Annotated in this window: 14 protein-coding genes; 8 read left to right on the top strand and 6 right to left on the bottom strand. The window is 42.7% G+C overall.

The window, feature by feature from the left end; all coding sequences use genetic code 11:
- Positions 1-146 precede the first annotated feature (146 nt).
- The 3 genes from J4N43_RS20045 to J4N43_RS20035 form a co-directional block, all read right to left on the bottom strand.
- The gene (locus J4N43_RS20045) at positions 147-1,895 is read right to left on the bottom strand and encodes a formate--tetrahydrofolate ligase (RefSeq protein ID WP_054575166.1); all 1,749 of its coding nucleotides are present in this window, start codon (positions 1,893-1,895) and stop codon (positions 147-149) included.
- A 236-nt stretch (positions 1,896-2,131) separates the two neighbouring features.
- The gene (locus J4N43_RS20040; protein WP_005376376.1) at positions 2,132-3,436 is read right to left on the bottom strand and encodes an inosine/guanosine kinase; all 1,305 of its coding nucleotides are present in this window, start codon (positions 3,434-3,436) and stop codon (positions 2,132-2,134) included.
- Between the two features lie 233 nt (positions 3,437-3,669).
- Complete coding sequence (locus J4N43_RS20035; RefSeq protein WP_005397614.1) at positions 3,670-4,140, bottom strand: CreA family protein; 471 nt, start codon at positions 4,138-4,140, stop codon at positions 3,670-3,672.
- 145 nt (positions 4,141-4,285) lie between these two features.
- Between J4N43_RS20035 and J4N43_RS20030 the strand changes: the two genes are divergently transcribed.
- Both J4N43_RS20030 and J4N43_RS20025 read left to right on the top strand, forming a co-directional pair.
- Positions 4,286-4,795 carry a hypothetical protein gene (locus J4N43_RS20030; RefSeq protein WP_005376378.1) on the top strand — a complete coding sequence of 170 codons (510 nt, stop codon included), beginning with the start codon at positions 4,286-4,288 and terminating at the stop codon, positions 4,793-4,795.
- A gap of 195 nt (positions 4,796-4,990) precedes the next feature.
- Complete coding sequence (locus J4N43_RS20025; protein ID WP_054575167.1) at positions 4,991-5,659, top strand: HAD-IA family hydrolase; 669 nt, start codon at positions 4,991-4,993, stop codon at positions 5,657-5,659.
- A gap of 430 nt (positions 5,660-6,089) precedes the next feature.
- Here J4N43_RS20025 and J4N43_RS20020 read toward each other — a convergent pair whose 3' ends face one another.
- A complete protein-coding gene (locus J4N43_RS20020) occupies positions 6,090-7,520 on the bottom strand; it encodes a methyl-accepting chemotaxis protein (RefSeq protein ID WP_005376380.1) in 1,431 nt (476 codons plus the stop codon).
- 314 nt (positions 7,521-7,834) lie between these two features.
- On the opposite strand from J4N43_RS20020, the gene J4N43_RS20015 reads away from it, so the two are divergent.
- The 3 genes from J4N43_RS20015 to J4N43_RS20005 all read left to right on the top strand — a co-directional run bounded on the left by J4N43_RS20015 (position 7,835) and on the right by J4N43_RS20005 (position 10,019).
- On the top strand, positions 7,835-8,008 hold the full coding sequence (locus J4N43_RS20015) for a hypothetical protein (RefSeq protein ID WP_017820948.1): 174 nt from the start codon (positions 7,835-7,837) through the stop codon (positions 8,006-8,008).
- Positions 8,009-8,089: 81 nt separating this feature from the next.
- Positions 8,090-8,692 (top strand): acyl carrier protein phosphodiesterase, encoded by a 603-nt coding sequence (locus J4N43_RS20010; protein ID WP_053303599.1) that lies wholly within the window; start codon positions 8,090-8,092, stop codon positions 8,690-8,692.
- 67 nt (positions 8,693-8,759) lie between these two features.
- Complete coding sequence (locus tag J4N43_RS20005; RefSeq protein WP_005376383.1) at positions 8,760-10,019, top strand: DEAD/DEAH box helicase; 1,260 nt, start codon at positions 8,760-8,762, stop codon at positions 10,017-10,019.
- 27 nt (positions 10,020-10,046) lie between these two features.
- On the opposite strand, the gene J4N43_RS20000 is transcribed toward J4N43_RS20005, so the two are convergent.
- Both J4N43_RS20000 and J4N43_RS19995 read right to left on the bottom strand, forming a co-directional pair.
- Positions 10,047-10,835, bottom strand: coding sequence for an EAL domain-containing protein (locus tag J4N43_RS20000; protein WP_158159350.1), 789 nt, complete (start codon positions 10,833-10,835; stop codon positions 10,047-10,049).
- A gap of 187 nt (positions 10,836-11,022) precedes the next feature.
- A complete protein-coding gene (locus tag J4N43_RS19995) occupies positions 11,023-11,655 on the bottom strand; it encodes a hypothetical protein (RefSeq protein ID WP_252094172.1) in 633 nt (210 codons plus the stop codon).
- A gap of 183 nt (positions 11,656-11,838) precedes the next feature.
- Here J4N43_RS19995 and J4N43_RS19990 point away from each other — a divergent pair, with 183 nt between their 5' ends.
- The 3 genes from J4N43_RS19990 (at position 11,839) to J4N43_RS19980 (ending at position 13,361) form a co-directional block, all read left to right on the top strand.
- Positions 11,839-12,081, top strand: a complete 243-nt coding sequence (locus J4N43_RS19990) for a DUF2164 domain-containing protein (RefSeq protein WP_005390155.1) — start codon at positions 11,839-11,841, stop codon at positions 12,079-12,081.
- A 174-nt stretch (positions 12,082-12,255) separates the two neighbouring features.
- Positions 12,256-12,795: a cytochrome b gene (locus J4N43_RS19985; RefSeq protein ID WP_025767789.1), complete on the top strand. Its 540-nt coding sequence runs from the start codon at positions 12,256-12,258 to the stop codon at positions 12,793-12,795.
- Positions 12,792-13,361 (top strand): YceI family protein, encoded by a 570-nt coding sequence (locus tag J4N43_RS19980; RefSeq protein WP_017634178.1) that lies wholly within the window; start codon positions 12,792-12,794, stop codon positions 13,359-13,361. The genes J4N43_RS19985 and J4N43_RS19980 overlap by 4 nt, the downstream gene beginning before the upstream one ends.
- Positions 13,362-13,409: the final 48 nt, after the last annotated feature.

Raw genomic sequence — 13,409 nt, 5'->3', positions numbered from 1 at the left:
AGGCAGGAGAGCTTTGTATCAACAATTCAAGAGTAGAAGGCCTGAGACAACTCTTTTCACAGTTGTTGAGAGTGAGTGGATAGGTAAGTAGACCACTCACTTAATGAATATGCTCACTTCACTGATAGCGATACGTTATCACTGCACTAAGAGAGACCGATGATATTTCCTTCATCATCAAGATCTAAATTCATAAATGCGGGTTTATCAGGTAAGCCTGGCATCGTCATCACGGTACCAGATAATGCATAAACGAATCCTGCGCCCGCACACAAGCGCAGCTCGCGGATTGGGACGGTAAAACCAGTTGGTGCGCCTTTGACTGCGGAGTCCGTGGTTATAGATAGTGGTGTCTTCGCGATGCAAACCGCTAAGTTGTTAAAACCTAGATTTTCAAAATGTTTGAGCTGTTCAGTCGCGATAGGAGTCATTTCTATATTGGTTGCTCCATAGCCCGCTTCACATACTGCCATGAGCTTTTCGAGTAATGATTGCTCTTTGTTGTATAACGGACAAAACTCTACAGGCGTGGTACACGCATCAATAACATGTTGAGCTAGTTCCGTTGCGCCTTGTCCGCCTTGCGAAAAAGCGGTGCTGATGGCTACTTTAACTTCGGGATTAAATTGGTGAATCAGATCTTCAAGAGCTTTAAGTTCTTTCACACAATCTTGTGGAAACTGGTTAATGGCAACGACAGCAGGTAAACCGTATTTATGAACGTTATTTATGTGCCATTTTAAATTTTCAAACCCAGCCTCCAATGCTGCTTGGTCCGGATTAAAAATGGAATCTGAAACAGCCATACCTGGCCGTAAATCGTAGTGTCCGGAATTCGCTTTGAGGCCGCGTAATGTTGCTACGATCACTACACAGTCAGGAGCTTTGTTGGCGGCAGCAGCTTTAATGTTACACGCTTTCTCAAATCCCATATCCGAACCAAAACCGGCTTCAGTTACCGTGTAACCTGACAGTTTTAGCGCAATATCGTCCGCGATAATGGATGAATTTCCATGGGCGATGTTTGCAAATGGACCTGCATGGATCAACGTAGGAACACCTTCTAGAGTTTGCATCAGTGTTGGTGCAATCGCCTCTTTTAGTGTTACTGCCATTGCTCCTGCAACTTGTAGATCTTCCGTAGTGACGGGGTTTCCGTTCAAATCGTACGCTACGACAACTTTCCCAATACGTTGACGTAAATCTTTTAAATCTTTGGCTAGTGCAATGATAGCCATTAACTCAGAAGCGGCTGAAATATCGAACCCTTCGTCACGCTCGAAACCATTGATGGTTTTTCCTGCATCATTGAGGCCAATTTTGACTTTACGTAGTGCACGATCATTATGGTCCATCACTCGTTTCCAAGTAATACTGGCCGTGTCGATTTTAAGTGCTCTTAACCCGGTGCGTGATTCAAAGGCATCATAACCCTCGCGTTGTTCATGGAACAAGCGAGCGTCAAGAGCGGCTGAAGCAAGGTTGTGCGCCGCTGTCACTGCGTGAATGTCACCAGTAAGGTGTAAGTTTAACTCTTCCATTGGAGCTACTTGAGAATAACCGCCGCCCGCAGCGCCACCTTTAATACCGAAGACAGGTCCCATCGAAGGTTGCCTTATACATGCAATAACAGATTGATTAAGCTTTGCTAAACCTTGCGCCAGGCCTATCGTCGTAACGGTTTTTCCTTCGCCAAGAGGAGTCGGCGTGATCGCAGTGACGAGTACAAGTTTACCGTCATCATTTGCTTTGAGTCGTTCCAAACATTTTGGGTGGACTTTGGCTTTGTGCTTCCCGTGAGTGTCATACTCTTCGGGCGATAGTCCTACTTTTTCCGCGATAACATCAATAGAAGAAAGTGGTGTGTTTCGGCAAATTTCGATATCTGACTGCATGGAGAATCCCCAAAGTGGCACACAGGTAGCGTTGAAAAACTACCTGAGTTATAACGAGTATTATTGTGAGGCAAAGGTCTGCTTGGTGATGGTACTGTTTCGGTTAGGCTTGTAAAGAGTTTACTGCTTCGTATTGTGCGACATACTAACAAAATCTACTCGTTACAGTGCTAGGTAAAAACAAAAAGGCCACCAAATGGTGACCTTGATATATTTTCAGCTTTAAAGCTGTCGTTTTAACGATCCCAATAAGTCTCTTCTAAGCTATCTTCTCGTTCAGGAAGCGCTCGCGATAGGCGAGGAGAGTGCTGCGTCAACACTTCATAGCTTACTCGGTTTGCGTATTTACAGATCTGAGAAAGCGAGGAGTAGGTTAAGCATCGTACTTCGTGCTTTTCTGAGTTAGGCACTTCTTTTTGGTGGAAAGAGTTTGCTGCCATGTCATGCAGTAAGGCTGAAAGGGCTGCATCACCCGCACCGTTAGTGTTCTTAATCTCTAATGGTCCACCAAGGTAAGGGCCGATGTGAGAGTAGACCTTCATTGGGTTTTGACAGTCTTCTTTACGCATCGCACGACTAAACTCGTACTGGTTAAAGGCTTCGAGGGAGCTTTCAAGGATGTCGTGTGTGGTTTCTCGTTTTACTTTCTCGTCGGTGTAACCAGCCATGTACAGACCATTTGGTCCTGCCGTACACAGTACGAGATCAACCCATTCAAGTGCTTTATCAGCAGCAGCTAGCGGCTCTGTTTCACCTGTTAGCGCCGCACCTTCTTCTTCATTCATAGCGACAACAGAAATGTTTTCGCGAATGTATTCTTGCCACCACTGTGCGTTACCTTCGATAACGTACTTTGTCCCTAACGTAAGTACAACAGGGACATCGTGCTTCTTAGCAAAGTCGATCGCTCTTTGTACCGCTTTAGGCATTGGATCTTCTTCTTTACCACGCATTAGGTAAGAAGAAACAACCAGGGCTGATGCTTTCTCAAAGATCTCTTCAGGAATGCTTTCCGGAAGTAGTTGATTCATATGACCTTCGTTGATAGCAAATGTACGCTCACCGTCTTGAGAAATTAGGGTGTAGCAGCGACCAATAGGGCCATCTACCGTTTGTAAATGGTTAAGGTTCATGCGTGAAGACGTACGGCAAAGGTAGCGGTAAGCAAAAGAACCGACTTGAATGTTCTTAGACATCACACCGAGCAAAACGGATTTGCTATCGGCTAAAACTGAGTAGTTGTGAAGAGTATTGCCAATCGTGTCACCTGGGTATTGGTGTGTGATCAGGCCTTGCTCAACCAGTTCTTCGTAAAGTGCATCTGCTTTGCTTTCTTCAAGAACGAGCGAATGTCCTTTACTCAGGTTGTATTTCTCTAAAAACGCGTCATCTACACGTGCTTCGATATCTACAATGGTTTGACCGACACCAACAATAGTTGGGCGATATAGCTTAGGTGCCTGTCGGATTTGGTTTACTAATGGATCTCGAGCGTGAGTTGGGAAGTAGTGTTTAGATTTACGCTGACCAGGAAACTTCATGCTTGTTCTTGAGTGAGAAAAAAAAGAGGCGGGATTGTATCACAAAAAAATGAAAATCGTGGCGATTTATTACAAAGAAGTCTGCTCGCTGAAAAAATCAGCGAGCTGAGTAAATAGCAACCAAAGCAGCTGCAATTTATGACGCTTGTCGCATTGCAATGGGTTGTTTTTTAAACTTGTTGCTCAGCAGCGCCCGGAAAGAGCCTGCTCCGCGCTAACTAAATTTACCCGCGTTACTTTTTCACTTCAGTTGGCTCAACGTAAGCCTTGGTACCCCAAAGTGGGACTGTCGAAAGGCTATGCTTAAAACTACCATCGGTCTCTTTTGTTGTATAAGACAAGTAGAGTAAGGTTTGGTTATCGGCATCATAAATACGGCGAACCTTCATTGTTTTGAAGAAAATGCTTTTTGACTTCTTAAATACAATTTCACCGGACTTACTCTTATCTATTTTTGCAATCATTTCCGGTGTGATTTCGCCAGTCTGACGACATGATATTGAGCTATCACTTGGATCTGCTAAGCTGAAATCCGCTTCGATAGAGGCGATGTGACATGTGACACCTGTTACCACCTCGTCTTTCAACTCACCGACTTTGATGTCTTTCAAAGTAAACCAACCGAGCCCCACGTCAGCAACATCGTTATCTGAACAACCAACTAGAGTAGTAGCAAGCAATGCACTTAACAGCATCTTTTTCATTATTTTTGTCCTTAACTAGGAAAGATATTGATGAAATCTATCAGAGGTTTGCACCTAAAACAAAATTTAGCCACGGAAAGGTCTATGTGCGCTAGGTTTGTTGCGGGCTTCATGCTAATGTACTGCTCTAAACGAAGGTATCAAGATGAATGAACAACAGTTAGCCAGTATCGAGCGTAAAAATACATGGCTGTATGATCTGGTCGAAGTTGAATTTCCGACACCAGAGAGTTTGAAAGGGCGCGATGTCTATTTCAAAACGCTAGAAAAAGCAACGTATCAAGTAGTCGACAAAGACACACTACTGGAAAGTGACTCTGAATTTAACCCCGACGACATTTTTCTGGTCGATTTTCATCGACTGACCATTATGTTCTCTATCTTGCAATCTCAGCGCTGGGAACAGCAGTATGATAAAGATATGATCATTGAATATCTGACACAGATTATCCTCACGCCAGATTTTGAATTATATGTTGGTTTTAAATCAGGAGTCCCAATTGGTGCTGCTATTGTTAGCCATCTCGAAGGAAATACACTCATCTCTGATGTTGCTGTTTCTGAATCAAAATACAAAAGCTCGTTTGTGGCTGATCTGGCTAAAAGACTAAGCACCGAGCAAAAACTGTTAGACTCAGTGGTTATCGAAAACTAACTTACACATCAATGTGCATAAAAAGTAAAGCAAGATGACGTTGGGTGATCTTGCTTAGAAAAACTGTAATTGCTCCCTTCTATTTCCATGAAATGCCAAGCTCGTCGTTTCAACAATCCCAAACTCAAATAAGATTAATCCAAACATTCTTAAAATCAGCTTGGGCTTGAGCCTTTAAGACGTCTGGAGATGGCTATGGCAATTACCAATATTAAGTGCGTGATATTTGACTGTGATGGTACGTTGGTCGACAGTGAAAGGCTGTGTTGCCAAGCGCTCGTCAATGTATTTAACCAGCATGGAGCTGAGTTAACGATGGAAGAGTGCGTTTCTCACTTTAAAGGAGGAAAGCTCGCTGACATCCTTTTAGATACTAAAGAATTGAAAGATATCAAAGTCCCAATTGATGTTTTAGAGCCGCAATACCGAGAAGAAGTCCAGTCCCTTTTTGTGCGTCACTTACAGCCGATGGATGGAGCAAAACGATTAATTCAGTTTTTAGATTCGCATAGTATCGAATATTGTGTGGCGTCTAATGGACCTAAAGATAAAATTGAATACGCTTTGGAGTTAACCGGTTTACTCGATGCTTTCCGAGGGAAAGTGTTCTCGGCATTCGATGCGAATAGTTGGAAGCCTGAGCCCGATTTAATCATGTACAGTGCTATGAGTATGGGCTTTTTACCAAGTGACTGTCTTTATATTGATGACACTCCTAAAGGAGTTGAGGCGGGATTAAACGCCGGTATCAAAACGGTACAGTTATTTAATGGTGAAGCTATCAATCGTGTTGATGACGAGCGTGTAATTCGCATCCATCATTTAGATGAATTAAAAGAGCAGCTGTGTGGCTGCTCTGTTTGACCTACTAATGGCAAACCGGACTCAAGCTGTGGATGTGCTTAAGTTTAGACTGTAGGTAAGGCGTTTGATGTAGACATTGGATAGATGAGAAGTTTTTTGTATGAAATCCGCAAGCAGCGCATGTGAATTTCTCGCCATCCGATGAAATGAGATATTCATCTCCTTGGCAGAGTGGGCAATTCAGGTTCTCTATGTCTTTTGTGTCTTTGTAATTATTCATATTGTTTTCCAGCAGCAAATTGGAATTGGCAAGATCAAGCATAGCGGAACGCTTTGTTTAAGAACATTATTTCATCCGGTACAGCGAGAACTTGAGATTCACTTCAAATATCCACTTGGATGTCGTAGGAAATATCGAAGGTAATAGTTGAACACGGTTTAAAGAAAAGGGCTCCTTAAGGAGCCCTTGTTGATCATGAGTTCCACAACGTTATGCGGTGCGGTAGCGTTGTAATATCTCACCAAGAGAAACGGAGGCTTGCGTGAGATTAGCGACGCCAGCGGTAGATTGCTCCGCCACTTCTCTGATTGTGCTTGATTGACTACGAATTTCTGAAAGTTCCGATGCAATATCGTTAGCCACTGCGCTTTGTTCTTCAGCAGATGTGGAAATCTGAATGCTCATGTCCATTAATGAGCGTGCTGACTCGGCAATAGAGGTAACATCATGGCCGATTTCATCAATAAGCTGGCTGCTGGTTTGAGCTTGCTGAACGGTTCGGTTGGTGATTGAAGCAATGTTCTGACTCTCTATTTGAAGCTTCTCAATCATGGCTTGGATCTCTACTGTTGCCTGTTGAGTTCTGCTTGCTAATGTACGTACTTCATCGGCAACCACTGCAAATCCACGACCTTGTTCACCAGCACGGGCTGCTTCGATTGCTGCGTTTAGTGCCAACAGATTAGTTTGTTCTGAAATGGCGTTAATCGTTGTGATCACGTCATTAATCTGCGTCGTATTCTCGTTTAAATTGGTTACTGACGTAGAGGCTTGTTCAATATAGCTAGATAACGTCTCTATCTCGCCAATCACGTTTTGTACACGGCTTCTGCTTAGTTCGATCTTCTGGGCATCTTGGTCTGACTGCGTCGTTGCTTGTTGAGAAATACTTGATACCTCCTTTGCAGAGGCTGTCATTTCTTCCATTGCCGTCGCGACTGAATCAAGCGTTTGATATTGATGAGATATCTGGGTTTCACTCAACTGCATATCTTTTTCGAATGCAGAAGATGTCTCGCTCAACATCGTTGCATTATTTTTAACACTATTAACCAGTTCACTTAAGGTATCCATAGACTTGTCTAGCGCACAGCCGATGGTACCGAATTCATCTCGACCTGGATGGAAACCAAGACGAGAGGTTAAGTCACCGTCACCAATTTTTTCGGTTGTTGTATATAAAACCCACAGAGCTCCTCCGATAAACGTTGCCACCCAGTAAGAGAATAGGGCAAAAGGAATAACCCATAAGAAGCTGAGTAATAGTGACGATAGAGCTGATGATTTTAACGATTCGTATTGTGTGGACACATTTTGAGTCAGCTTAATCACTTCTCCAGAATGCAACTTGGCATAAGCGGTCACAGACCCATCGACAAAAGAACTCTCGCTTACGCGGTTCGATTTCGATACGCCGTCAATTTCTGTAGCGCGGTTTGATTGAGCATCAACGATACCAGAAAGCTTCGCTTCGCTCGCCGAGATGGCTTGCTGCTCAAATTGTTGTATTTCATTGAAGTAGCGGCTTCCAGCCACTGAAGTGAGGGCTACTAAAAATAGTAGGAATATAACCCACATTTTGTCGTTGATAGACATCTTGATAAACAGCCTGTCTATCGTTCTAAACTCAACTTCTCTCATTTAAAGCTCCATTAGAGATAAAAGATATTGACCAAATCTATTGCTATATCGAAACAAAATATGCGAAGTTAATCAGCAAAATATGTAACGAATACTAAATTTAGTTTAAGAAATGAGATCTAAGGACGCCTATAACAGTATGTTATATCTTTAAATTGACATGAATGTTGATAAAAGAGTCATTTCTCTAAAGTGTTAAGCGGATATGAAATCTAATTGCAATCGTTTACTTTTGATTATGCTCATAGGTTTTTAAATCTTTACTTCTCGCTGTCATGAATGTGTCATATAAAGACTATAAAAAGGAGTTGCTGATGTGGATATGGCAAGAGCCAGGCCGTCAGCAAGTAAAAGCAAGAGAGCTTAAAATAAAGGAGGTCACAATGAGCGACCAATACCAAAACGATGAGAGCCTAGAGCTGCTAGATGCGCTTGAAATTGGCATTATCTTGTCGGAATACGTTGGCTCAGACAACGAAGCCGAATAGCGGAACACTCTCATCTCGTCGTAATTGACGTTATACTAGGTTCATGTCACACCAAGCCCTAGAGGCCAAAACTGGCGTCGAATGAACTTTCTAGCCCACCTGCATATCGCAGAACACAGTAACAGCCATTTATTGGGAAACTTGCTTGGAGACTTCGTAAAAGGAGATCCAAGCAAGCTGTATGATCGCGATATCTCAAATGGCATCAGATTACATAGATTTGTTGACCGTATTACTGACCATCATCCAATCGTCAACGAATGTAAGCCTCATTTCACTGGTGTTGCGAGACGTTTTGCACCTATCGCTTTAGATATGTTTTGGGATCATTGCCTCGCAAAACACTGGAACGACTTTCATTCCGTGTCTCTCGAACACTTTGTAAAAACGGCATACGAGCGAGTAAACCGAGAGGTTCATGAACATTTGCCGCCACGTTTTTTGGTGCTCCACAGCAGAATGTGGCATGGCCGATGGCTTCAATCCTATCAAGATCTAGACAATATAGAATTTGCACTACATCGGATGTCGCAAAGAAGTCCTAGAATGGCAGACTTAACCACAACATTTAAAGTGATTGAAAGTGATTACACTGAATTAGAAGAGAAGTTCTCGTCACTTTATCGAGATGTTTTGCGCCAGTCGTATGATTTTCAGCAACAGCTTAATGACTCAACTCAATGAGATAGAAAAGTAGTATGGCTTTAGGGGCTCTGGTAAACTCTGCGCTCCAAAAATAATGAGGTTACACATGTCTGTTAATTTTGCTGATTTAGGCATCGAACAAAAGCTAATCGAGACGCTAGGCAATCTAAATATCGTGACGCCAACACCAGTGCAAGAAAAGTCAATTCCACACGTCCTTGCAGGAAAAAACTTACTTGCTGCTGCACAAACTGGTACGGGAAAAACGGCTGCGTTTGGTTTACCTATCATACAAACCGTTCAGCAAAAGAAACTTAACGGCACACCTCAAGCATTGATTTTGGTTCCAACACGCGAGCTTGCACAGCAGGTATTTGATAATTTGAATCAGTACTCGGCAGAAACAGAACTTCGCATCGTGTGTGTTTATGGTGGTACAAGCATTGGCGTACAAAAGAGAAAGTTAGAAGAGGGCGCTGATATTTTGATTGCCACGCCAGGCCGCCTTTTGGATCACCTGTTTAATGGTAACGTAAACATCTCTAAAACCGGTATGCTCGTGTTAGACGAAGCCGACCGTATGTTAGATATGGGATTTTGGCCTGACTTGCAGCGCATCTTCCGACGTTTGCCTGCTGAGAAACAGATCCTATTGTTCTCTGCGACATTTGAGAAGCGAATCAAAACTATAGCGTATAAACTCATGGAATCGCCAGTTGAAGTCGAAGTTTCACCAGCAAATACGACTGCTGAAACGGTAACACAAATGGTTTATCCAGTGGATAAAAAACGGAAACGTGAATTGCTAGCGTACTTAATTGGCTCGCGGAATTGGCAGCAAGTGCTTGTATTTACAAAAACGAAGCAAGGCAGTGATGAGTTAGCGAAAGAGCTCAAGTTAGATGGCATCAAAGCGGTTTCTATCAACGGCGATAAATCACAAGGTGCCCGCCAAAGAGCTTTGGATGAATTTAAACAAGGTAAGGTACGTGCTTTGATTGCAACCGATGTGGCAGCACGAGGGTTAGACATTCAAGAGCTAGAACAAGTCGTGAACTTTGATATGCCATTCAAAGCAGAAGATTATGTCCATCGAATTGGCCGCACTGGAAGAGCAGGAAAGTCAGGTTTGGCGGTTTCTCTGATGAGTAGAGATGAGGAGTACTTGTTGCAAGCTATCGAGAATCTGCTTGATCAACGCTTACCCCAAGAATGGCTGGCAGGTTTCGAACCAAGTCTTGTAGAAGAAGTTGAGCCTGAACAAAATGGGGGTGGGCGTCGTCGTAGTCGTTCATCTGAGAAGCGTAAGCTAAAAGCAAAATTGGCGATTCATAAGAATCGTGGTAAATCACGTAGCTCTCGCTAAACCGCGCAAACTTTTGTTCTTACATAGTCAGGCTGTTTTTGCCTCTTCATAGGCGTCTAACGTTTGGGGGATAGCAAGTAGGTACCCTTGATACATATCGAAACCGAGCTTTTTCATTAAGCGAAGTTGATGCTCGGTTTCAATTCCTTCGATAACGGTTTTAGAGCATAACGCTTTTGCGAGTGATAATGCATCGTTAAACGCTTTAAAATCACCGTTTTCATACCTTAGCAATAAAGAGCGATCCATCTTGATTATATCTGGGCAAACGCTTCTCACTCGCTCAGTTGTCGATGCATTGACGCCATAATCGTCAATCGCTAATTTAAATCCTTCAAGACTTAACTCCCGAGCAGCTTGAGACAAAGAGAGTTCATCCTCCACCTTCAATTCAAGTAACTCCATGACGATTTGTTCATTCATCAAATGCGATTCATAAATGGTTTGTTTTAGCAGTCGGTTATACGTGATGTCTTTGACTAGTATCTCTGCCGCTACCGGTAATACATTGAGAAACAATTGTTTTGTGTGAAAGCGAGACTGAGAGAAATTTTTGATATGGATTAGGCGACTTAAGCGTTCAACATTGAGCAAATCTTGAGTGGGAGTCGCTTTGGATTGGAAAAACTGATCTGGCCTAACCATGTTGCCATTGGCATTGCTAATTCTTACCAGTGCTTCAAGGCCAACGATGGAAATATCGTTCTTATATATGGGTTGAAAGACACTGCGGAGAGTGAAGTTCGCGTATTTCGCAATATACTGCCCGTCGGCTTGTTTCCGGATGCAACTAAGTAGTTGCGAGATGCTCATCATTGTTACCACAACCTAAATCAATGTCTCAACATCAGCGTTATCGCGCTAATTTTTCTATTTCATTGGCAATGAATCTAAGTGTGCTCATTAACTCAAGCAAGAACGATGGTAATGGATGGGTAGGTTTGTCGAGTGACATCAAACAAATTGATGAAATAATTGATAATCTCAGCACTTCAATTTGATGCTACCATTGCAGTACGGCATACAACTGCAAATATTTTCTGACTAACTGCTGTTTGTTCGAACGCCGTAAAGGATGCCCAAACTTAATGTAACAAGGGCTAATACCGAATCGAGTGTCCAACGATTGCGTGAGTTGCGACTCGCTGGTGTACAGTGTGATTCCTTGTTCTGTGTATTCGTTGATCTGATCGGGTAGTTCCCCCATCCACCAATGAAGCAATTCTCGGCTCGTTTTGCTGCGACTTATCCAATGATCACAAACCAAAAAGAGTAGGTCATTAGGCTGTAAGGCATAGCCATATTCACTCTGCCATTCCGTAATTGATGAGAGTAAGTTTTCCCGGCAAGATTTTCCGGCACTGACCATATGGTGACTCAGAACCCAGACAGTGCCGATGTCGGATGAAATTCGATAGTGATGGGGAAGGTCTGGAGAATCCAACACTTCGATTGGCTTTATCACGCAGTTGTATCCAAAGTGACGAAAAGTATGTTCCATCCTTCTTGAAAACGCGAGACCAAGATGATGCTCACTCATGCCTTGGTTATGCACCGCAGGGTAATGCTTTTCACACAGCTTAAGACAGTCGTTTTGAAAATCATTAACACTTTGAATAACTAGGTCGAGTAGCAAAGAATATCCCTTAATAATTACAAAACGAACTGCAAAAGGTTAGCATAGTCTTTTGAGAATAGACTAATTTACTTCGGCAACTTCTTGATCTAAACACCAAATTTCTCACAAATGACCGTGTCTAATCTTTAATAGAGCAACACGAAAGAAGCAGAAGTTGAACAAAAATTTGAAAGGGAAAAAATGATAAAGCTAGAACGCGCACAAAAAGAGGCGTTGGCCACCGCCATTCAAGATTACATGCAAGACGAGCTAGATGTTGAAATTGGACAGTTCGATAGTGAGTTTCTAATTGATTTTATTACAGAAAAACTAGGACCAATTTATTATAACAAGGGTGTTGAAGATGCTAAGTTACTGGTTGAACGCAGAATGTTAGAAGTTTCCGAAGAGCTGTATGAGATAGAACAAGAAGTTAAGCTGTAAGTTTCAGTTTTACAAACGATTTAAAGTTCCTTCAAAAAATTCGAACAACTTGATAGATACGGTACCATTGGCTAGATGTAAATGATGGTAAATAATCTGTTTCATATGACGTAAATAGGTTAATGTAGTGTTTCTTGCTCAGCATTAACTTAGGAATATATCTAGGAACTTGAGATGGATACACTGGTAAAGAATTACAACCTTACTGCACGCGTGATGCATTGGTTATCAGCGCTGTGCATTATTGGTCTATTTGCAGTGGGTTTGTGGATGGTCGACCTTAGCTATTACAGCGAATGGTATCGAACTGCGCCGCATTACCATCGCTCTGTCGGTATTTTACTCGCTATTTTAACTTTGGCACGCATCGTATGGAAACATGTGACGGCGTCACCAAAGGTAGAAGGCAAACGTTACGAAGTGCTTGCTGCTAAAGCAGCGCATGGTGTCATGTACCTACTATTGATCACCATCTTTGTTTCAGGTTACCTCATTTCAACGTCTGATGGACGCGGCATCGAAGTGTTTAATTGGTTCACCGTGCCAGGAGCGGGAGAGTTATTCCCAGGCCAATCAGATATTGCAGGTGAGATTCACTTCTATGCAGCTTGGGCAGTCATCCTGATTGCAGGCTTACATGCTATTGCTGCACTAAAACACCACTTTATCGATAAAGACAACACATTAAGAAAAATGTTAGGAGCTTCAAAATGAAAAAGTCACTTTTCGCTACAGGATTAGCTATCGCTATGGCACTGCCATTTGGTGCGCAAGCTGCAGATTATGTCATCGATACCAAAGGTGCTCACGCTTCAATCAACTTTAAAGTTAGCCACTTGGGTTACAGTTTCATCAAAGGTCGTTTCAATACATTTTCTGGTGACTTTTCTTTTGATGAAAACAACATTGCTGACTCAAAAGTAAATGTTGTTGTTGATACAACCAGCCTAGATTCAAACCATGCTGAACGTGACAAACACATTCGTAGTGGTGACTTCATCGATGCTGGTAAATACAGTGAAGCAACCTTTACGAGCACAAAAGTGGTTGATAAAGGCAATGGCAAACTAGATGTAACTGGTGATCTAACGCTACACGGTGTTACTAAGCCTATTACTATTGAGGCTGAATTCGTTGGTGCTGGCAGTGACCCATGGGGCGGCGAGCGCGCTGGCTTTGTTGGCAACACTCGCCTAGAGCTTGCTGACTTTGACATCCCAGTAATGGGTGCTTCAAGCTACGTCGATATGGAACTTCATATCGAAGGTATTAAGAAGTAATTAGTTCCTTTTAGATACACTAAAAGCGCTCTTCACTTGAAGAGCGCT

The sequence above is a fragment of the Vibrio sp. SCSIO 43009 genome, from assembly GCF_023716525.1.
GTDB classification, from domain to species: domain Bacteria; phylum Pseudomonadota; class Gammaproteobacteria; order Enterobacterales; family Vibrionaceae; genus Vibrio; species Vibrio alginolyticus.
Note: the sequence above shows the minus strand (reverse complement) of the source record. Positions and strands in the feature narration are given on the sequence as shown.